16 protein-coding genes are annotated in these 21,665 nt (G+C 61.5%); 6 read left to right on the forward strand and 10 right to left on the reverse strand.

Features of this window, described 5'->3' with window-relative positions; translation table 11 throughout:
* Positions 1-27: 27 nt before the first annotated feature.
* Complete coding sequence (locus P3T16_RS08380; RefSeq protein ID WP_429341870.1) at positions 28-1,464, forward strand: APC family permease; 1,437 nt, start codon at positions 28-30, stop codon at positions 1,462-1,464.
* Complete coding sequence (locus P3T16_RS08385) at positions 1,465-3,282, forward strand: bifunctional protein-serine/threonine kinase/phosphatase (RefSeq protein WP_429341871.1); 1,818 nt, start codon at positions 1,465-1,467, stop codon at positions 3,280-3,282.
* 82 nt (positions 3,283-3,364) lie between these two features.
* On the opposite strand, the gene P3T16_RS08390 is transcribed toward P3T16_RS08385, so the two are convergent.
* From P3T16_RS08390 to P3T16_RS08425, 8 genes are all read right to left on the reverse strand, one after another.
* Positions 3,365-5,707 carry a DUF1989 domain-containing protein gene (locus tag P3T16_RS08390; protein ID WP_429341872.1) on the reverse strand — a complete coding sequence of 781 codons (2,343 nt, stop codon included), beginning with the start codon at positions 5,705-5,707 and terminating at the stop codon, positions 3,365-3,367.
* 22 nt (positions 5,708-5,729) lie between these two features.
* Positions 5,730-7,097, reverse strand: coding sequence for a flavin-containing monooxygenase (locus P3T16_RS08395; protein ID WP_429341873.1), 1,368 nt, complete (start codon positions 7,095-7,097; stop codon positions 5,730-5,732).
* An 86-nt stretch (positions 7,098-7,183) separates the two neighbouring features.
* Positions 7,184-8,077, reverse strand: a complete 894-nt coding sequence (locus tag P3T16_RS08400; protein ID WP_429341874.1) for a bifunctional 5,10-methylenetetrahydrofolate dehydrogenase/5,10-methenyltetrahydrofolate cyclohydrolase — start codon at positions 8,075-8,077, stop codon at positions 7,184-7,186.
* Positions 8,074-8,931, reverse strand: coding sequence for a formyltetrahydrofolate deformylase (gene purU, locus P3T16_RS08405; RefSeq protein ID WP_429341875.1), 858 nt, complete (start codon positions 8,929-8,931; stop codon positions 8,074-8,076). Before purU ends, P3T16_RS08400 begins: the two co-directional genes overlap by 4 nt.
* Before the next feature lie 63 nt (positions 8,932-8,994).
* A complete protein-coding gene (locus tag P3T16_RS08410; protein ID WP_429341876.1) occupies positions 8,995-10,125 on the reverse strand; it encodes an aminomethyltransferase family protein in 1,131 nt (376 codons plus the stop codon).
* A gap of 51 nt (positions 10,126-10,176) precedes the next feature.
* Positions 10,177-11,193: a heme-dependent oxidative N-demethylase family protein gene (locus P3T16_RS08415; protein ID WP_429341877.1), complete on the reverse strand. Its 1,017-nt coding sequence runs from the start codon at positions 11,191-11,193 to the stop codon at positions 10,177-10,179.
* A gap of 11 nt (positions 11,194-11,204) precedes the next feature.
* Positions 11,205-12,140: a PDR/VanB family oxidoreductase gene (locus P3T16_RS08420; protein ID WP_429255954.1), complete on the reverse strand. Its 936-nt coding sequence runs from the start codon at positions 12,138-12,140 to the stop codon at positions 11,205-11,207.
* Positions 12,137-12,781, reverse strand: coding sequence for a dimethylamine monooxygenase subunit DmmA family protein (locus P3T16_RS08425; RefSeq protein ID WP_429342054.1), 645 nt, complete (start codon positions 12,779-12,781; stop codon positions 12,137-12,139). The genes P3T16_RS08420 and P3T16_RS08425 overlap by 4 nt, the downstream gene beginning before the upstream one ends.
* A gap of 212 nt (positions 12,782-12,993) precedes the next feature.
* On the opposite strand from P3T16_RS08425, the gene P3T16_RS08430 reads away from it, so the two are divergent.
* From P3T16_RS08430 to P3T16_RS08440, 3 genes are read left to right on the forward strand one after another with little or no spacing between them, the layout of a single operon-like run.
* Positions 12,994-14,142 carry a sensor histidine kinase gene (locus tag P3T16_RS08430; protein WP_429341878.1) on the forward strand — a complete coding sequence of 383 codons (1,149 nt, stop codon included), beginning with the start codon at positions 12,994-12,996 and terminating at the stop codon, positions 14,140-14,142.
* The gene (locus P3T16_RS08435; RefSeq protein ID WP_429341879.1) at positions 14,114-14,761 is read left to right on the forward strand and encodes a response regulator; all 648 of its coding nucleotides are present in this window, start codon (positions 14,114-14,116) and stop codon (positions 14,759-14,761) included. The genes P3T16_RS08430 and P3T16_RS08435 overlap by 29 nt, the downstream gene beginning before the upstream one ends.
* A 15-nt stretch (positions 14,762-14,776) precedes the next feature.
* Complete coding sequence (locus P3T16_RS08440; RefSeq protein WP_429255950.1) at positions 14,777-15,517, forward strand: PAS domain-containing protein; 741 nt, start codon at positions 14,777-14,779, stop codon at positions 15,515-15,517.
* A 66-nt stretch (positions 15,518-15,583) separates the two neighbouring features.
* On the opposite strand, the gene P3T16_RS08445 is transcribed toward P3T16_RS08440, so the two are convergent.
* Entirely contained in the window at positions 15,584-17,272 is a 1,689-nt protein-coding gene (locus P3T16_RS08445) for an APC family permease (protein WP_429255949.1), read from the reverse strand.
* A gap of 379 nt (positions 17,273-17,651) precedes the next feature.
* Here P3T16_RS08445 and P3T16_RS08450 point away from each other — a divergent pair, with 379 nt between their 5' ends.
* The gene (locus P3T16_RS08450; RefSeq protein WP_429341880.1) at positions 17,652-19,613 is read left to right on the forward strand and encodes an enterotoxin; all 1,962 of its coding nucleotides are present in this window, start codon (positions 17,652-17,654) and stop codon (positions 19,611-19,613) included.
* A gap of 45 nt (positions 19,614-19,658) precedes the next feature.
* Here the strand turns inward: P3T16_RS08450 and P3T16_RS08455 are convergent, their stop codons facing one another.
* Complete coding sequence (locus tag P3T16_RS08455; protein WP_429341881.1) at positions 19,659-21,635, reverse strand: beta-galactosidase; 1,977 nt, start codon at positions 21,633-21,635, stop codon at positions 19,659-19,661.
* Positions 21,636-21,665 lie beyond the last annotated feature (30 nt).

A 21,665-nucleotide genomic window follows, 5' to 3' on the forward strand; every position in this document is an offset into this window, starting at 1 on the left:
GATTCACCAATCTATCAGGAACCCAACATGAGCACTCCGCAAAGCAGCACGCAAGCAGCGCCGGCATCATCCGGCGGCCTGCGTGCCGGTACGTTAGGTTTTCCCGAGGTCATCGGCCAATCCATCGCGAACCTTTCTCCGACCTTCACGCCGTCGATCAACGTGACCGCGATCGCGGCGCTGGCCGGCGCGGGGACATGGTTGATTTATGGTCTTTCGACGCTCGGGCTGCTGCTGGTGAGCATGAGCATCATCGCGCTCTCGAGCCGGATCGCGTCGGCTGGTTCGTTCTTTATCTATATCTCGCGCGCGCTTGGGCCGATGGCGGGTGGCATTGCCGGCTGGGGCCTGATCGCGGCTTACGTGGGCACTGCAATGGGGGTTGGCGCCGCAGGCGTAGTGTTCGTGCAGAACGCTTTTTCGGCCTGGGGCATCAATATCCCGTCGTGGGCGGTCTACACGATCTTTGTCGGCCTGGCCTGGTTCTTCTCGGCACGTGACGTGAAGCTCTCCTCGCGCCTGTCGCTGGCAATCGAAGCCGCTTCGGTGGTGATCGTGGGCGGTGTGCTGATCTATGTGCTCGCACTGCATCCGGACCATATCATCGACCATACGCAACTGGGGCTGCAGGGCGTGAGCGGTAAGGGCATGGCACAGGGCATGGTGCTCGGCATCTTCTCGTACGTGGGTTTCGAGAGCGCGGCCTCGCTCGGCCAGGAAACCAGGAACCCTCTGCGCGTCATTCCGCGTGCGGTGGTCTGGTGCGTGATCCTGTCGGGCCTGTTCTTCATGTTTGTGGCCTATTCGATGATGATCGCCTACCACGACGACGCAGCCAGGCTCGGCGGCGATTCGGCTGTGCTCAGCACCTTGCTCACGAGCGTCGGCGCCTCGCCGCTCGGTCCGGTGTTTTATCTGATTGCCTCGGTCAGCGCGTTTTCGTGCGTGCTTGCGTGCATCAACTCGTCCAGCCGCCTGCTGTATTCGATGGGCCGCTATCAGTTCGTGCACCGCTCGATGGGCATGGTGCACCGCACGCACCAGACACCGTACCTCGCCGTTGCGTTTTCCTCCATCGTGACCTTCGTGGTGTGCATCGCGATGCTCGGCACGGGGCCGCTCAACACCTTCGGCTATACCAGTACGTTTGCGACCTTTGGCTTCCTGGTCGTGTATTTCCTGGTCGCAATCGCGGCACCGGTTTATCTGAAGAAGCAGGGCGAGCTCAAGACGAGCAACGTCGTGTGGGGCGTGCTCGGCGCACTGGCGATGGTCGGTGCGGTGATCGGCAGCGTGTATCCGGTGCCCGATTATCCGTATAACATCCTGCCCTATCTGTTCGTTGCGTATATGCTGGTTGGCGCAGTCTGGTTGATGATGCTCAAGAAGCGCTCGCCGCAGGTGCTCGAGAAGATCGAGCACGATCTGGAAACAAGCGACGTGATGACCCACGGCAAAAAGTAAATGAGTGAACCCTTCTCCGAGGATAGCTTGCCCGCACCGAACACGGGCCGGATGCCAGACGATCCAGAGGGAAGGCCCGCTAGCGGTCGCGGAATGGGCGGCCAGGAAATCGATCTGCAGTTGCGGCCGGAGCGCGGCGAGTGCGCCGCTCTCGAGATCGGTTGTGTTTCTTTCCCTGCCCGCGCCCGCGGGCAGGATCACATCAACGAAGACTATGTCGGCGTGATGCTCGGCGATCTGGCGGCACGCGCTGCGCGTGGCAGCGTGATTGCCCTGGCCGATGGCGTGAGCGGCAGCACGGGCGGGCGGGTCGCGGCCGAACTCTCGGTGCGGACCTTTATCGATGCCTATTACGGGCTCGCCGACACCTTGCAGCCCGGCGTGGCCGCTGCGCGCGCGCTTGAGGCAATACACGGCTGGCTGCATCAGATCGGCCGCGTCGACCCCGCACTGAAGCAGATGGCCGCGTCCTTTGCGGCGCTGATCGTGCGCCGCGCAACCGCGTATCTGGTAGCGGCCGGCGATGTGCGGCTCTATCTGCTGCGCGATGGCCAACTGATCCAGATCGGTGACGACGATGTGGTGCCGGTCGCCTTCGGTTCTTATGTGGCGCATGCGGTCGGCATGCTTCCGACGCTGGTGACTCGCATCGAAACTCTTGAGCTGCGCGAGGGCGACCGCCTGCTGATGTGCTCCGACGGGCTCTATCGCCGGGTGCCGATGCGCGAACTGCAGACGGCGCTGGCGGCGCGCGGCGGTGCGCTCGAAACTGCGCGCCGGCTCGGCGCGCTGGCGGTCACACGCGGCTCGCAGGACGACGTGACGAGCGCGGTGCTCGATGTGGGCGCCCTGCCTTTGCTCGATGTCGGTTACCTTGAGCGGGTGGTCGGCGCCTTGCCGATTCCGGCGGTGCCTGATGCCGGCGATGTGGTCGATGGATATCTGCTCAAGAGCGTGTTGAGCGATGGCTTCTATTCGCGGATTTTCGCCGGCTACGATCTAACGGAGCCGAACACGCCGCTGGCGCTCAAGTTTCCCAAGCCGCGTGTCGAGCAGGACGAGAACGTGCGGCAGTCGATCGTGCGCGAGCGCTGGCTGGCAGGCAAGATCGACGACGATGGCGTGCTCGCGCCGATGCCGGTCGATGCCGACCGGCAAACCCGGCTCTATGTGGTGATGCCGCTCGGCGCAGGCGTCACGCTCGAAAAACTGCTGGCGGCGCCTCAGCCCATGGCGCTGCCGCGTGCGCTCGAGATCGCGCGGCAGCTAGGCCATTCGATCGACGTGCTGAATCGCCGCAATATCTTCCATCGCGATATCAAACCCGAGAACGTGCTGGTGATGCGGGGCGATAGCACGCGCCTGCTCGATCTCGGTTTCGGTTATATGCCGGGCATGCAGTTGCCGGGCCCCGACGCCGCGCCGGGCTCGCCCGCTTATATGGCGCCTGAGTTGATGAAGGGCGCACAGGGCGACGCGCGCTCCGAGGTGTTCGCGTATGGCGTAACCCTGTACCGGCTGTTCAGCGGCGGCAAGCTGCCCTACGGCTTCAATGGCCGCGTGCCGCTTTATCAGTACCGGCCGGACGCGCCGCAATGGCTCGAGCTGGTGCTGGAGAAAGCGCTGCAGCCCGATCCGGCGCGCAGGTATCAGGACGTGCTCGAAGTGTGCGCTGATCTCGAACGTTTTTCGAGCGGTCGAGACGCGATGGCGCCGATCCGGCGCAAGCCCTTGCTCGAGAGCGATCCGGTGCTGTTCTGGCAGGTGGTCGTGATGCTGTTGCTGGCGCTGCTGTTGTGGTCCTTGATGCGGCATTGAGCGGGTTGGTGGCGCGGCCCCGCCGCGCTACCTGGCGCAAGCCGCGCGCCATTGCCCACGCCGGGGCCCGTGCTGCAGCCGTTCAAGCGCGGACACGGCGCTTGTCCGGGTCGTAGAAGACCGGCGCCACGACCTGAGCGTCGATGCGTTTCTGATGCCCGTCGATCTTGCCGACCTGCAAGCATGTTCCCGGTTCGGCATAGGTGATATCGATACGGCACAGCGCAATGTTCTTGCCGAGGATCGGAGAACGCACGCCGCTCGTGACCACGCCGATCTGCGCGCGCCCATCGTGCACGCAATCTCCGTGATGCGCGGGTTCGTTGCCGGCGAGTTCGAGTCCGACCAGCTTGTGCCGCGGATGCGCGGTGCGGGCAAGCAAAGCATTGCGGCCGATGAAGTCGTCGGCTTTGCTCTTCAGCGGTACCGAGAAGCCGATGCCTGCCTCGAACGGATCGGTTTCGTCGGTGAACTCGTAGCCGGCGAAGATCAGTCCGGCTTCGATGCGAAGCATATCGAGCGCGTCCAGTCCGAGCGGAACCATTCCTAGCGGTTGCCCAGCCGACCACAGGCGGTCCCACACACGTACGGCATGCTGCGGATGACACCAGACTTCATAGCCGAGTTCGCCGGTGTAGCCGGTGCGCGAGACCATGATCGGACAGCCTTCGTAGTCGTCGAGCCGGCCGACCAGAAAGCGGAACCAGCCGAGGTTATCGAGTGCCGGCTGGGTGGGCGGCGTCCACACAATCTGCTTCAACAACTCGCGACTCAGCGGTCCCTGAATCGACAGATTGTGAATCTGGTCCGAGGCCGATTTGATCCACACTTTCATGCCGAGCGCCGCCGCCTGCTCGCGCAGCCAGACACCGGCGTAGTCTTCGCCGCCAATCCAGCGGAAATTGTCCGGGCCGAGGCGCAACAGCGTGCCGTCGTCGAGCATGCCGCCGTGCGGATAGCACATCGCCGAATACACGACCTGGCCGACCGCGAGCCGCCGGACGTCACGCGTCAAACAGTATTGCAACAGGGCTTCCGCGTCGGGACCGATGATCTCGAACTTGCGAAGCGCAGACAGATCCATCATGGCGACGCGCTCCCGGCAGCCGAAGTATTCTTCGACGGTACCGAAGCCCTCGTAGTGCGTGGGCAGCCACCAGCCGCGATAGTCGGTGAAATGCCGGGTGAGCGCGGACGTCTTTGCATGAAAGCCTGACTCGCGGGTCAGTACCGGTTCGGCATCGGGCGTGGTTCGGGTAGCCATGGCAATGGAGAAGCGTTCCTTGTTCGGATAGACGCGGATCTGGATATCGGTCGGATTCCAGCCGTTCGCGGGGTCGATGTCGTCGGGACAGGACGAGCTCACGCACACGAGGTCGGTCAGCGCGCGCATCAGCACGTAGTCACCTGGACGCGACCACGGTTCATCGAGCGTCATTTGCTGATGTGCGTTGATGCCGGTATTGAAGAAGAAATTGATCGCGGGCCAGCCGGGGCGCGGCGCCATGTTAAAAGCGGCGAGGGCGTGGCTCATGTTGTCGCTGCAGTTGCTATGGCCGAAGTAGCCCTGGCTTTCGTAATAGCGCGCCGCGCACGCCAGTGCAAATGAGTCGTGACGGCCCACCGTGTCGCGTACGACTTCGAGCATGGGCTGCATGTTTCGATTGAAGAACTTCGAGAACAGGCCGGGAGCGGGATACGCATTGCCATTCAGCGTTCTCGTCACGGTCTGGTCGAGGTCGAGTTCCTTGTTTCTGTCCAGCGCGGCGAGATCGAAGGCGACGAAATCCGAACATTGCCGACCCGCGACGTCCAGTACCTGAATGTATTCTCCCGCGCGCACCGTGTACGCGGTGGCGGTGCCGGGCTGGATCGTGAAGTCGTTCAGCGTGTCCGCCAATGGTGCGGGAAGCGGCGGCGCGGCGAGCAGCGCGGGATTCGCGCGATCGATCGTGAGACGCAAGCCGGTGGGCGGGTTCTGCGAATCGATCGCCCTTGCGGCACCCGGCGCGGCGACGATGACGAGCAGCGCTTCGGAGGCAATGAGTTTTCGCGTATAGCCCGCCGGTGTGTCGCCGCTCCAGATAGTCGCCGCGGACTGCAATGCGCTCGCTTCGACGCCACGCTTGAGCAGACCGGTCAGCACATGCGAGGCCGCGTTGTTATGCAACAGACTCGCAATGAACGAAGCGCCCGCAGACGCTTGTAGTTCGAGCGCGGCCGGCGCCGCTTCGCCATGTGCATCGAAAGCCATGAGTTCGCAGGCCTGCAGGCCTTCGATATCCATGATCTGCAAAGTATCGCCGGGCGTGAGCGCGACGACCGTGAGGCCGCCGCCCGCCACGCGATATCGTTCGCATCCGGCCGCGCGAGCAAACAGCGCCGGCTCAGCGGGACGCGAGCTTATGGGGGGGCGTATCAGCATGTTCTTCCCTGGCTCGCGCCGGTTAGCTGGCGGTTTTCAACACCGGAACGGGTTCGCCAAGATACGCGTCCATCGAGTCATCGAGTGCCGACAGCCACGGCGTGTGATGAGGCGGGGATTGCGTGCCGGTCATCAGCGAGCGATAGGACTTGTTGCGGTAGCCCATGATGTCGTCATGCTTGTCGTGTTTCCATTCGAGGAAGGTTCGGTTCACCCCTTCGATGTCGAAACCCGGGTAGTCGGTGGCATCGAGCAGCTCCTGGATGTAGCTACCTTGAAACTCGAACATTTCCTGATGGGTGACGAGCTTTTCTTCTTTCGCGCGCCATGCGAGGCTGTGTGCGGTCATGTCCGCTTTTGGCGGCGGCGTGATGCGTCCGAGGATCACGTCGCGCGCATACCAGGCTTGAGCGTCGAACATGTTGAACGAATACCAGAGGTCCTGCATGCCGAGGTATATCAGGCCTGGATTGTCTTCCCAGAAAATGCCTTTATAGAGGTTCAAAGGCCACAGGCGATTACCGGTCTTCAGGCGTAGTTCGTCGGGCAGGAACGGAAAGTGATGCTGATACCCTGTGCAGAGGATGATCGCGTCGATGCGCTTGTGCGTGTCGTCGGCGAAGTAAGCGATATTGCCGCGCACGCGCTGCAATATCGGTTTCTCTTCCCAGTTTTCGGGCCAGTGATAGCCCATCGGCGCCGTGCGGTAGCAACTTGTGATGCTCTTCGCACCGTACTTGTAGCACTGGGAGCCGATGTCTTCCGCCGAATAGCTGCTGCCGACCAGCAACACATCCTTGTCCTTGAACTCCAGCGCGTCGCGGAAATCGTGTGCATGCAGGATGCGGCCGCCAAAACTCTCAAAGCCGGGGAAGGTTGGCGCATTCGGTGTCGAGAAGTGGCCGCACGCGTTGACAACGTAATCGAACTCTTCCGACGCCGTCGTGCTGGCGGAAAAGTCCTGCGCAGTGACGGTGAATTTTCTGGTTGCGGCGTCGAAGCTCACCTGACGGACCGTCGTATTGAAGCGGATATAAGGCCGTACGCCGGCTTTCTCGACGCGTCCGCGAATATAGTCCCACAGCACCTCGCGCGGCGGATACGAGGCGATCGGTTTGCCGAAATGCTCCTCGAATGTGTAGTCCGCGAACTCCAGACATTCCTTTGGCCCGTTGGACCACAGGTAGCGATACATGCTGCCGTGCACCGGCTCGCCATTCTCGTCGGTGCCGGTGCGCCATGTGTAATTCCACATGCCGCCCCAGTCCTTCTGCTTCTCAAAGCAGACGATATCGGGAATGTCTGCACCTTTTTCTCTCGCGGACTGGAAAGCGCGCAATTGCGCCATCCCGGAAGGGCCCGCACCTATGATTGCGACGCGCTTTTTCATGGTTTTTCACTCGCTAGATATCTAGTACGACAACACAGGATCTCCCGCTGGAAAGCGATGCTGATACGCCAGCCAGGAACACGGATTCACCGATACGCGGCAGCGTCAGCGGCCTGTTGCCGCGACTGGCGCCTTGCAGCCAGAACGGTGTTCTTCATCAGAAAGCCGATCGTCATCGGACCCACACCGCCGGGAACGGGCGTAATGGCGCCGGCCACACGTGAGACGCTCTCGAACTCCGTATCGCCGACGAGGCGCGTTTTATCGCCGGTTTCGACGCGGTTGATGCCGACGTCGATAACCGTCGCGCCCGGTTTGATCCAGCTTGCGTCGATCATCGCCGCTTGCCCTACAGCGGCGACGACGATATCGGCTTGACGGCACAACTCGCGAGCGCCGATGCTGCGCGAATGGAGCACGGTCACCGAACAGTTCGCCTGCAGCAGCAGCGAAGCCATTGGTTTGCCGACGATGTTCGAGCGGCCGATCACCACCGCATGCTTGCCGGTCAGATCGCCAAGCGTCTGTTTCAGCAGGAACAGACAGCCGCTCGGCGTGCATGGCGTCAATGCCGGTTTACCGAGCACCAGCCGGCCGACGTTCTCGCGATGAAAGCCGTCCACGTCCTTTTCCGGATCGATCGCGTCGATCACCGCGCCCTCGTCGATCTGTGCGGGCAAGGGCATCTGCACGAGAATGCCGTTCACGCCGGTATCGGCGTTCAGCGTGCCGATCAGCGACAGCAGCGCGTCCTGCCCGGTATCGGCAGGTAGCCGGTGTTCGATCGAACGGATACCGACTTCGTTTGCACGCAGCACCTTGTTGCGCACATAGATATGGCTCGCAGGATCGTCGCCCACCAGCACGACAGCGAGCGTCGCCATCACGCCAGAAGTCCGAAGCTTTGCCACGTCCTGCCTGACCGTCTCGAGCAGTCCCGCAGCGGCGGCTTTGCCGTCAATGAGTTGAGCCTGGGTCATCGGAAGATCACGGTGCGGTCGCGATTGAGGAAGACGCGATGTTCGGTATGGAATTTCACCGCACGCGACAGCGCCACGGTTTCCGTATCGCGCCCGATCGCTACGAGGCCGTCAGGTTGCAGGACGTGATCGACACGCTGCACTTCCTGTTCGATGATCGGTCCTTCGTCGAGATCTGACGTGACGTAGTGCGCTGTGGCGCCGATCAGCTTGACACCGCGTTCGAATGCCTGGTGATACGGCTTCGCGCCTTTGAATCCCGGCAGAAACGAATGATGGATATTGATGGCCCGGCCGGTGAACTGCTTGCAGAGGTTGTTGGAGAGAATCTGCATGTAGCGCGCGAGCACCACGAGTTCCGTCTCCGTCTCGGCGACGATCTTCAGCAGTTCGGCTTCCTGCCGGTCCTTGGTTTCCGGTGTCACCGGCAGATAGATGAAACGGATGCCTTCGCGCTCCGCCATCGGCCGCAGGTCCAGATGGTTGGAGACGATGGCGGTGATCTGCATGTGCAGCTGGCCTTTGTGATGCCGGTACAGCAGGTCGGCGAGGCAATGGTCGAACTTGCTGACCATCAGCAGCACTTTCATCGGTTGCGCGGCGCTGTAGAGCTTCCATTGCATCGCGAAGTCGTTTGCGATGCAATGGAAGTCGGTGCGTAGCTTGTCGATGCTGCCGGTCTTCGCTTCGTTGAAGCGGAACACCGCACGCATGAAGAATGTGCCGTTGGATTCGTCGTCGAATTGCGCCAGCTCGCTGATATAGCAGCCCGATTGCGCGAGATAGGACGAGACGGCCGCGACGATGCCGGAGGTGGCCGGGCAACTGATCGTCAGTATGTAATTCTGGGTCACTGCGACACTCCTGAAAATACGTGAGAGACGGCGTGAGAGATGTAACGGGAGACCCGCAAAGGATTAGCCGATCGCGGTGCGTTTCTTCTTTTCCGGATCGTCGAACGGCAATTCGGCGGCGCTTGCACGGGCCTTGATGCTGCCGCGCACTTCGAGCGGCGCGCCGGGGCGTGCGTAGTCAACATCGAGGCGTGCGATAGCCATCGAGATGCCGGTCAGCCGTGAGTACATGCCGCATGTGACGACGCCGACCTGCTTGCCGTCGTTCCACAATGCGTCGCGGCCGTTGGCCGCTTCGGTGGAGTCCACCAGCACGCCGAAGATCTTGAAACGCTCCTTGCCTTGCAGACGGAAGTGTTCGCCCGCGCCACAGAACTCGGTTTTTCCCGGCGATACGGTGAAGTCGAGCCCGAGTTCCCACAGCGTGTCGCCCGCCTTTTCGTTCACGAACGGGTACATCTCGGAGTTGTCGTAGGGGAAGAACAGCAGGTAGCTTTCGACGCGTAACCAGTCGAGCGCCGTGAACGCGCACGGGATGATGCCGAACGCCGCGCCTTTGTCGAGGACGGTGTCCCAGATGAAGGGTGCATCCGCGGCCTTGCAGAAGATTTCGTAGCCGCGCTCGCCCGTGTAGCCGGTGCGCGAGATCATCACCGGCTTGCCGAAAAGCCGCGTTTGCAGGTGATGGAAATAAGGCAGATCGCGAATGCCCGGCACGTGTTCCGCGAGGAAGTCCACGGCGGCGGGACCCTGTAAAGACAGATCATGCAGATCGTCGTCGAACAGCACGGCGACCTGGCGGCCCTGCGCGGAGCGAACGAGGCGTTCATAACCGGTTCCGGAACCATGCACTACCATAAACGCATTCGGCCCGGTCCGGTAGACGATGCAGTCGTCGATAAACTTGCCGTCTTCATTCAGCATCGCCGCATACACTGATTTGCCGGGGTAGAGCTTGCCGATGTCGCGCGTGGTTGCCCAGTTGAGCAGGCTTTCCGCGTGTGGGCCGACGTAGTGGACCTTCTTCAGACCGGATACATCCATCAAGCCAGCCCTGGTTCGAATCGCCTCGTGCTGATCGGCGAGGTCGCCGGAGTATGTCCATGCGGTGCCCATTCCGTTCCAGTCTTCGAGGTTTGAGCCCAATGCGCGATGACGGTCCGCGAGCGCGGAAATACGCCATGAATTAGCCATGTTTGCTACTCCAGAGGTGAGGATGTGTTTGTGTACGAAATCGGCAAGGCATCAGATGCCGTTGTCGAACTGGCTCAACCAGTCGATCAGGGTCTTCCGGTAACGCGTCATGCCCTTGTAGTCGGCAACTGGCTCAGGCAGGTCACGCAGCACCCGGTGAAGACGGCGCGCCCACGCGGGATGGGTCACGAGCTCGGCCATGCTGGCGAGATACGTGCGGATGCTGAACATCAGCGCGTTGCTCTGTGGCAGCCGCGCCATGAACTGCAGTTCGACGCGCAGATGCACGCATTGCGCGACGTTCTCCGGCGTGACCTGGCCGCGCTCCGCGCCCCACAGGTGGTAGTTCTCGGGTGCGGTATCGAGGCGCGGGTTGATCGTGAGTGTCCAGTTCAGACGCCGTACCGGACGGTCTACCTGGATATGCAGCAGATACCTCAGCGCGCGATCGAAAATGCCCATGTCGTGCGCCATCGGCACCGGCGAATGCCATTGCTTGAAACTCATTCCCGCATCGAATGCGAGCGACCAGTCGGCAGGGCCGGTGATGACACCGGCATCCATGAAGAGGTCGCCGTCGCGCTGATCGAGCAGCGCGATATCGCCTTGCGTCTGCCGCATGATGTATTCGAGTGGCTCGCACGGCAGCGTCCCGGCATCGCCGAAACGAAACGCCTGCTCGATGCCGAGCGCTCGATTGCGCCACAACCACTGGTCGCCGGCGCGGGCTAGCGAAAACAGTTCGGGATAATCCTGGGCGAGATGCTCCATGATCATTTCCAGGGCGTCCCACGACGCTTTCTGCATGTGCGGCATTACCATGCAGCGGCGCGAGTCGCTCTGCAGCACGATCGCGCGTTCAGCGACTTCAGAGCGATAGTGCTCGTCGATATCGAACCAGTGCTCGAAGACCGAGCCTGGATCGCGTGACGTTGCCGGCTCGATATTTACCGAATACATGTAGGCGTCTTCGGGAAACGGGAAGGGGAAGCGGGCGATGGCGGCTTCGCTGTTGCGAAACGAAAACGCTTCACGATAGCTTTCGGCGGGCTTCAGAATGACGCTCATGGAGGCGTTCCTCAAAGATCCAGAAAAAGGGAGGTGCTGTGGGCACGCGAGACACACGGCATCAGGTGCGTGGCGCGCCCGGATTCGTGAAGGAACAGATCGCGGTGATCGACTTCTCCGGCAACGTGACGGGTCGAACACTGACCGCAGACACCGCCGCGGCACAGGTTCGGGATGTCGAGTCCGCTCGCTTCGAGCGCTTCAAGCAGGCTCTGGTCTGCCGCCACGTCCAACCTCGAGCCACTGCGCATGAGTGTCACGACGAACGGCGTGCCGGGCCGCGGCGCAGCAAAAGCTTCCCAGTGCACGCGGCCGTCCGGCCAGCCGAGGGCACGGGCCGTGTCTTGCACTGAATCCAGAAGGGCTTGCGGACCGCACACATAAACATGCGTACCCAACGGGCGACCACGCAGCACCCGTTCGATATCGAGGCGCGCGCACTCGCTGTCGTATCCATGGAAGCGGCTGCCCAGGCGTTCGCTCAACTCGGCGCGGTACGCGTCAGTGAGCCCTTGCCGGTAGGCGTAGTGCAGTTCGAAATCGGCGGCATCACGCTCCAGCGCGGCGACATGCGCGACAAACGGCGTGATGCCGATGCCCCCCGCGATCAGGATGTGAGCGCGAGCGCCTGAATGCAGGGCAAACAGATTGGCCGGCGGCGTGATTTTCAATGCCGAACCCTCACGAAGCCGCTCATGCATGAACACCGAGCCGCCGCGCGAATCGTTCTGTTTGCGCACGGCAATGCGATAGCTGGATGCGCTCGCCGGATCGCCAAGCAACGAATAGGCGTTGCGCAGTGGGCGCTCATCCAGCGGCAACTGCACCTGGATATGGCTGCCCGAGGAAAACTTCGGCAGCCGGCCGTGCGCGGCGACCAGGGTGAACTCGCGTACCACCGGCGTCAGCAGCCGCGTTGCTTCGACTCGAACCTCGATCGTGTTCATGCGTGGCGCTCCAGGTAAGGGCGATCCGGATCGGCGCAGACGCCCAGATAGGCACCGATTCGCTGCGAGAAATGCTGGCGCACACTCAGGTTGATTCCACAGCCGGCACATTCGACTTCGGGCAGCGCGTCGTACACATGCGATGCGCTGCAGTGGACGCAATAGACGGCGCGCGGTGCGGCATCGAGCTCGGAGGTGATTTCTTCCGCCAGCATGCCCGCCTCGCCGGCGAGGCGGCGGACGCGCCAGATGAACGCTTCGTCGCCGCATACATAGAGCCGCAAGCCGATTGCCGCGCGATCCAGGGTCGCGAGAAGATGGCGCTCGAGCGCGTCGAGTGTCGGGAAGAACGATGCACGGCGAGCTGTTGCTGACGTGTCGCCTTGAACGAGCAGTGTGCTCACGTCAGGCTCGACCGGTAGTGTCGCGATGAAAGCTTCGACCTTCGTGAGTGCGTCGGCTTGAACGACCACAACGTGTTGACGCGCATCCTCACATATCCGGAGCGCCTGATACCGCGGAAGGCTCGGAGGAGAGCCGGGTGTTCTGTCGTGCGTCGATGTCATGTCTTTAGTCGCCGGTTCTGTCGATGCGGGTGAAGCACGTGGATCATGTTTTGCTTCAAACGTGTGCATTTGCATCTGAACTAAAACGGGGCGTCCGCTCCATTCGAGTGCGTTCCGAAGCGCTGGACTGACGGATAAAACACTCGAAAAGCTGCGTTCCCCACGAGCAAAATAGTTTCTTAAAGGGAAACACCGTTCAATCCTGACAACGAGGTATGTCCAAAGGAGTAGTGCCGCAAACGGCACAGTTCTTGCCTCTAAAAAACTTTTCTCACGGGATGCCCTGCATGGCTTTGAGCCGGACCCTGGTGCGGCGACACGCCTCCTCGCAAGCGGCTGGTGAGGTCGATGGCGTCGATCTTTCGCTGCGCTTCCGGGATGCGCTATTGCGGGTCTTCGTCGACATCGCGGGCGGGCAAAGGTCCACGCAGCCGTTGCAGTGTTTTCTTGGCCGGCTCGAAGCGGACATTCCCGGCAGTCGCGCAGCGCTGGTGATCGCGGGCGAAATGTTGCTTACGGGGGCGTCCGAAGGTTCCCTCTCATGCGATGAACATCGCGACTGTGCGCTGAAAGCGTCTCATGCCAAACCGTTGAACCGGTTGTGTTCGGCGTGCTCGCTCGGCGGCCGCACGCGGCTGGTCTCGATGTTTGGGGGCGCAGCGCTTCTGCTCGAACTGACGTCGCCGGCGAGTCAGGCGCTGGCGGCCGAAGTCGGCAATGCCGGGCAGGCGCTCGGTGCTGCGATCGGTTTGATCCACGGGAGACGGCAGGACGAAACACCCGCCACCGACGGCGGCACACAGGCGCTGATCCGCGAGCTTCACGATTCAGTTGCGCAGCAGCTTGGCTTCATGTCGTTTCTCGTCAGCCGGGTGCAGCAGCAGTCACGCAAGCCAGAGGTCGCGGAGCCGCTGATCGCGGAGTTGCGGACCACGATGACGCGACTGCAGCGCGACGTTCGCCAGTTGATCACCGGTGCGCGCCTGACGCTCGAAGGGCGCTCGTGGCGCCAGGCGCTGGCCGATTCCGTCGATGAATTTTCGCGTCGCTGCAACGTGGTCTTCGAACTGGATAACCGCATGCCAGAAATCGAACTCGCGCCGGATGTCGCGCTGCACGCATTGCAGATCGTGCGCGAAGCGTTGTCGAATGTGGTCCGCCACGCGCATGCAAGACATGCGCGGATCGAAGTGATAGACGACCCCGCAGGCGCTTTGTGTGTGACCGTGACTGACGACGGGCTCGGATTGCGACCTGCATCGGTGGAGGAAAATCACTATGGGCTGGAGATCATGCGCGAGCGGGCGCGTGCGATAGGCGCGCGAGTCGCAATCGAGAATGTGCAGCCGAACGGCACGCGGGTGCGCCTGCTTGTCCCGAATGACGATGCCAGAAGGGAGTCCCTTGATGGGTCCGACGACGTTGCTTCTGATTGACGACCACCCGCTGTTCAGGCGTGGCCTCGCCGAGTACTTCAACTCGACTGGGGAGTTTCAGGTAGTCGGCGAAGCTTCCAGCGGCCGGCAGGGCATTGCGCTCGCGGAGCAGTTAAGGCCCGGCCTGATCCTGATCGATCTTCACATGCCGGGACTCGGTGGATTGCATGTGCTCGATGAATTGGGCCAGCTCGAGATCGAGAGCCGCAAGATCGTGCTGACCGCCTCGCTCGATCGCAACGAGTTATTGACCGCGCTTCGCCTCGGTGCCGACGGCTACATGCTGAAGGAAACCGAGCCCGAAGATCTTCGCTTATACATACGCAACTGCGTGCAGGGCGTGATCGTGCTCGACGATTGTCTGGTCACGCTCCTCGCGAAAGACGACGATGTTCCCGAAGGTGAAAGAGGCGCTCGCCAGGTCGAACTGACCGGGCGTGAAGCGCAGACACTGGCGCTCATTTCGGAGGGCATGAGCAACAAGCAGATCGCCCGGCAGTTGGGCATCAGCGATGGTACCGTTAAGGTCTATGTCAAGAATCTGCTACGCAAGCTGAATTTGCGTTCCCGGCTTGAACTGGCAGCGTGGGTTCACCGCGATGCCCTTACGCGTCAATGATGAAGGCGTAAACGAATGCAAGACAATGCTGTTGTAAGCGAATTCGCCGCAGCCGCGATGAGCCTCGATGCCTATCCGGTCGCGTTGCTTCAAGTGGATAACGAGGGCAGCATTCGCAGCGCGAACGCTGCATGGGCCGAACTGATGGATGCAAGCGCCGTGGGCGTCGAGATGGCCGCATATGTACATCCGGAAGATCGCCTGATCTGGCGCGAGATGCTGGAGCGGCTGCGTAACGAAGCCGGTGTCTGCAGTCGCGAGCGGATACGCTTTGTTCATCCTCACGGTCAGCTTCGCTGGTTGGAGGTGGCATGTCGCCGGCACGAAGACGCCTTCTTTATCTCCGCGTTCGACACCACGGCGCAAAAGCGTCAGGAGACTTCAATCGAAGCCAGGTTGCGTAGTGCGATGGGACTCCTGAACGGCGTACCGGGATTGATCTATCGCGGCCGCAACAATCCATCGTGGTCAATGGAATTCGTCAGCGACGGCTGCGAAGAGTTGACGGGCTATCCAGCCGCCTGGTTTGTCGACAGTCACGAACATAGCTACAGCCAGTTGATCGTGCCGGAGGATATCGATTACGTCTGGCGTGGGGTGCAGGAAGCACTGGCGGATCGCAGGCCGTTCGAACTGCGTTATCGCATCCGTGGAGCGAATGGCGATCTGAGAAACGTATGGGAGCGCGGCATCGGTATCTATTCAGCGAGCAGCGAGGTGCTGGGTATCGAAGGTGCGATCTTTGCCGTGCGATGAACTTCGCCCGTGTTGCGCGGAGATTCACGCAGCGCGGGCGTTCGGTCTTCAGAGAAACGTGCGCAATCAGGTCGTGATCCAGTGGCTCACGAAGACGACTACCACGCCGAGCACTAACGCCGCATACGGCAGGAAGCCCGCGCGCCGTTTGGTGCTGGCGTTCGACAGATCCATGTCGTCCAGCATCGCGTCCGGGAAGCGGCCTTTGTCAGTCACGTAGTGGCGCCAGATGAACACCGGCACGATCAGCGCCGAGAAGACGATGCCCGAAATCAGGGTGCCCTTGCCCCATACATCCGCCCCCAGTCCCATCAGTGCGAGATTGACGAACGACAACACGGCGCCGGCGCCGAGTACCCATTTTGGCGCTTTGAAAGGGCGCTCCCAGGTTGACCGGTCGAGCCGATGGATCCACGCGGCATTGAGATTCAGGAAGTTGAAGATGATGTAGCCGACATTCGACATCGCGAGTACGACGACGTAGTCGGACATCAGCAGCAGCACAAGATTGAATACGAGGTCGGTCCACATCGCGCGGGTCGGTGCGCCGTTGTGGTTGACGTGCGAAAGATATTTGGGCAGCCAGCCGTCGACGGAAGCCTGGTAGAGCGTGCGCGACGAGCCCGCCATCGAGGTCATGATGGCGAGCACGAGCGCGAACACCAGCATTGGTTGCAGAATGAATTCGCCCCAGCTGCCGACATGCACGATTTTCGCCATCGCTTCGGAAACACCCATGCCGCTGTAGATGCCAGGCGAAAGGATGCCGTCGTAGACAGCGGGTTGCGTGATGTTACCAGCGGCATCCTTGACCTCGGGCGAGACGAGTTGACCGAGACCGAGGGCGCCCTGGAACGCGAGTGGGACTAGCGTGAAGAACACGAGGCACAGGAGTCCGGAATAGACAATCGCCTTGACCGTGTCGCGGCGCGGATCCTTGAATTCGCGCGTATAACAGACTGCCGTTTCGAATCCGTAGGTGGACCAGGCCGCGATAAAGAGTCCGCCGGCCATCAGTTCGATACCGCTCAGATTCCACGTGCCGTCTGTTACGCGGCCGCCGGCGTCTTTCGCGAGCGGATAGAGTGGGAAAAGGTTGTGCATTGGCAGATCGCCCGTCAGCAGCGGATAGACGCCGACCAACAGGAGCGGCAGCAGCGCGGAGATCGCGAGAATCATCTGGAGCCGCGCGGCTTGAAGAATGCCGCGGTGCTGGATCGCGAAGGTTGTCAGCAGAATCGCGGCACCGATCACGAAGGTGGCATTGACCCGTAGACTCAGGCCGCTCGACAACCAGCCCAGATCGACCAGCGTGATTTGCCAGGTGTTGATCGCGGCGGTCGCCGGGAACAACATGTTCAGCACGTAGCCTGCGCCCAAGCCTGAGCCGATTGCCAACACCGGCGACCACGCGAACCAGTTACACCACACGGAGAGCGGAGCGAGCAGCTTGCTGTAGCGCACCCAGGCGACCGCGCCATACACCGATGCGCCGCCGGACTTGTGCGGAAACAGCCCAGCGATTTCAGCATAGGAAAAGGACTGGATGAAGCCGAAACAGATCGAAATCGCCCAGATGATCCACGACGGCTTGCCGACGGTCGCCGCAATCGAGCCGATCGAGAACAGCACCAACGCCGGTACGCCGCTGGCTACCCAGAATGCGCCTGCCCAGCCGATCTTTCTATGAAGTCCTGTTGCGTCTACTGGCGCGGCAAGATGAAGCTCCTGACCTGCATCGTTTACTGAACTCACGTTCGGCTCTCCAAAGGTGTCATCACTCTGGCGACATTCACCGGCCAATATCGGTGGGGCAAGGGGCGCGAAGAGGTACTCCCTCGGAGGGGGCGCAAGAAATCCTCGATGGGGGATGGCGCGGTGCCCACCGACTTTTCAAGCGTGCTTTGGGAAGATCCCGAACGTGAAAAGAACGCCGTCGCGAGCATCCGGATGGGCCGCATCAGCGAACCAGAGGACATCGCGGGTCTCGCGTTGCTGCTGGCATCACCGGCAGGTCGCAATAGGTACTGCCTCGGGACATGCAGGCCTTGCAAACTGTAAAAATTCACGCACCTGCTGAATCCGCCCGAAGTACTCTATGGATCAGGCACCTCCTCATCCTGAGGCTTCGTCCATGCACGCCAAAGAAATTGCGTCCACGCATCCGGGCATGCCCGTGTTCCGGACGAGCGGTGACCGGCATTCCTTCGGTAACGCGGCGATCGCCTTGAGCTGGACGGTCAGGCACCAGCATCTGGCCGGTTTCGCCCTGACCGACCGCGTGCATGCGCGCACGCTGCCGGTCACTGCGCCATTTGCGCTATCGCTGGCGGACGCCAGCACACTGGGCATTGCCGACCTGAAGCTGCTTGCGCCGCTGCGCGAAGAAACGCTGAGCGCAAATCCCAATGCGTCTCGACTGGCCGAACGGATTGCGGGCAGACGCGTGCACGCCATCCTCGGTGACGAACAGGGTCGCCTGCGGGTGGAGTGGAGCGTGGAGCAACGCGAAAGCTCGCAGTACATGCGCTTGCAGGTGGCGATTACCGCGATCAGCAAGGACGAGCACATTGCCACCGTTTCGCTGTTGGAGACGCAGGCGTCCGGTGCGCAAACCGGCGGTGAGTTCAAGGGAACACCTGTGGTCGCGGGCCATGTCTACCTCGGTTTCGAACTGCCGTTGGCGGAAAGCCAGGTACGCGGCGACACCGTCAGGTTCATCCTGCCGCGGGCCTTGCCACTGGAAAAGGGCAAGACCAGTGTCTTCTCGGCGGTGGCGGGTGTGGCTCGCGAGGGACAGCTACGTCGCGATTTCGCGGCCTATCTCGAACGCGAACGAGCCCATCCGTACCGCCCGTTCCTGCACTACAACAGCTGGTACGACATCGGTTACCTCACGCCGTACACGCAGCAGCAAGCGCTTGAACGCATCAACGACATCGGCCGTGAGTTGCACGACAAGCGCGGCGTACAACTCGACTCCTTCCTTTTCGATGACGGCTGGGACGACTACAGCGGCAGTTGGCATTTCGGCAAGGATTTTCCGCATGGATTTGTGCCGCTGCGCGACACCACCGCCCGGTACGGCGCGGCGCCCGGCGTGTGGCTGTCACCGTGGGGCGGCTACGGCCCGACGCGGCAGGAGCGCGTGATGCGGGGCCACGCCGCCGGATACGAGGTCATCGATGGTTGCTTCGCGCTATCCGGGCCGAAATACTATCGACGCTTCCATGAGGCCGTGATGGAACTGCTCACGCAGCACGGCATCAATCAGTTCAAACTCGATGGCGTCGGCAATGTCGACAAGGTGGTCCCGGGCAGCCGCTTCAGCAGCGACTGGGACGCGGCGATCCAGCTGATCGAGGACATCCGCGGGGCCAGGCCCGATACCTTCATCAACCTCACCGTCGGCACCTATCCATCGCCGTTCTGGCTGCGCTACGCTGATTCGATCTGGCGCGGTGGCAAGGATGACGACCTGGCCGGCGTAGGCAGCAACCGCGAACGCTGGATTACCTATCGCGACGCACAGACTTACCACAATGTCGTAGCCAGGAGTCCGCTGTTTCCGCTCAACTCGTTGATGCTCCACGGCATCATCTACGCGCAGTACAACGATCGACTGAACATCGCTCAAGGCCAGGATTTCGCTCACGAAGTGCATTCGTACTTCGGCAGTGGCGCACAATTGCAGGAGCTGTACATCACGCCGTCGCTGCTGAGCGACGGCGACTGGGACGTTCTCGCCGAGTCTGCCAGGTGGGCCCGGGCGAACGCCGACGTGTTGCGCGACAGCCACTGGATTGGCGGTGCGCCGGATGGGCTCGAGGTGTACGGCTGGGCTGCATGGTCGCAGGTCAAGGCGATCGTCACGCTGCGCAATCCCGGCAGCCAGGCGAAGCGCTTCGTGCTCGATTTGCGGCGGCAACTGGAGTTGCCGGCGGGCGCGGCGGGACGATTCCAGACGCACAGCTTATGGCGCGACCATGCCTCGCATGTCCCATCGGTGCTGGACGCGGACCGGCCGCAGACCATTCAGCTCTCGCCCTTCGAGGTGCTCACTTTAGAACTGGTGCCGGCCGGTGGCGAAGGGTAATCGAGGTGGCCATGGATTTCCCGGCGTTGGCTTCCGGCGGCTTCTTTACGATAGCGTGCGCGCTAGTTCAACCGGTTTCGCTTCAATCTGATGGAGATCGAAGATGATGATCTCGTTGTCACCCTGCTGCAGCCAGAGTGCTGGACAATACAGACGCGTTTGCGGGCCGATATTCCAGTAGCGGCCGAGATTGTGCCCGTTGACCCAGACCACGCCTTTGGTCCAGCCACTCATGTCGATATAGGTATCGCCGAGTTTATCCAACGGCAAGGTGGCCTTGAAGAACAGTCCGGCCTTGCGTGGGTCCACACAGACGGCGCGCAGGTTAGCGATAAACGCGGTATCCATCGGCAACAGGAAGACTTCCCAGCCGGTGAGCGTGTCGTTCGAGCCTCCCGCATTCTGCAGCGTGACAGGTTCGAGAATGCCTTTGCGGTCGATCATCGCGTGATCGTAATTAACACGCCCCATGCCCTCCACGAGAATCTCCAGTGATACGGCACCGTCCGGCGACGACGCGAACGGTAATGCAAGCGGCGCGCGGTGCGTAACATTCAGCGACTGCGCGCAGTGCTCTGGCATGAGCGCTCTCGACACGCCGCCTGCATAGTGCTCGCCGACGAAAACGGTCGCGTAATCGTGGACATTCTTGAGATCCAGCACACCACCGCGATAGCCTTGCAGCTTCTTGCGATACAGCGCGAAACCGAACGCCTGGCCGACCATCTCGAACGGCTGCAGGTGGACGGTTTGTGCAGCCGGGAGCTCGGCAGGCAGGTTGTCCCAAATGGACGCGTAAAGATCCGGCATCAAGGCCTGGCTTCCCTTGCGCCTGATCGTCGGAACGGGTTTGGGTATATCGGGCAACGGCGTCGATAGATAGCGGGCGATGATGCGGCGGTACTTCATGTACTTCGACGTCGCTACGCCTTGCTCGCTGATGGGTGCCGCGTAGTCGTAGCTAGTAATGTCGGGTTGATATTCGCCTGAATCGGCATCCACGTTTGCGCCGGCATAGAAGCCGAAGCTCGTGCCGCCGTGAATGACATAGAGGTTGAACGACAGCTTCAGTTGCATGAGCGCGTCTAGCGTGCCGGAGATATCGACGGCCGTACCTTTGAGCGTCTCGTCGCCCCAATGGGTGAGCCACCCTGGATACACTTCGCCGGCCATCGCCGGAACGGCCGGAAATTCCCGCCGGACGGCCGCGATTTGCGCTGCATCGCCATTGCTCAATGCAATCGCGCCGCCGGTGACGTTCGTGCGATTCCGTTCAAGCTGCTTGATGCCATCTTCGGTATAGAACGGCCCCTGTATCCCTTCCTGAAGCCAGAGCTGCCGTATCTCTTCGAGGTAAGCCGGGTTGCTCGCGTACGAGCCGAATTCATTTTCGATCTGAATCATCAGGATCGGTCCACCGTTACTCACCAGCAGTGGTTCGATGCGCGGGCTCAGTTCCCTGATGTAGAGCGCTACCGCCGACATGTAGTGAGGATCGTTAGCGGAGTCGGTCCTGAGCTGGATGTCCGGATAACTCAACAGGTACGACGGAATGCCGCCCAGATCCCATTCGCCGCAGATATAGGGACCCGGCCGCAGCAACACCCACATCTCCTCCTGCTGGCACAGTCGAATGAATGCTTCGATATTGCGGTTCCCGGTGCGGAAATCGAAAACGCCTGAACTCGTTTCGTGGTAATTCCACATGACGTAGAGGGCGATGCAGTTCATCCCCATCGCCTTGGCCATCAGGATGCGATGCTGCCAGTATTCGGCGGGGATGCGCGCGGGATGCATCTCCCCGCTACGGATCTGGAAAGGCTCGCCGTCGAGCAGGAAGCTTTCGCCGTCCTGGCTGAAAGAAAAAGTATGCCCGCTTTTGACGGTTGGGGCAGGGATGTCGAATGCGGAAGTTCCGGTCAGGCCGCTGTTCGGCCAAAGCAGACAGCCATCGCCTGTGACACTACGCGCTTGCGAACGGCTCCTTTGGACAAGGTTGAATGACTTTTTCGACCCATGCATGAAGCACCACCTTGCCGAGCCGCTGCGTTG

Source organism: Paraburkholderia sp. GAS42 (genome assembly GCF_050436565.1).
In the GTDB taxonomy this organism is placed as follows: Bacteria; Pseudomonadota; Gammaproteobacteria; order Burkholderiales; family Burkholderiaceae; genus Paraburkholderia.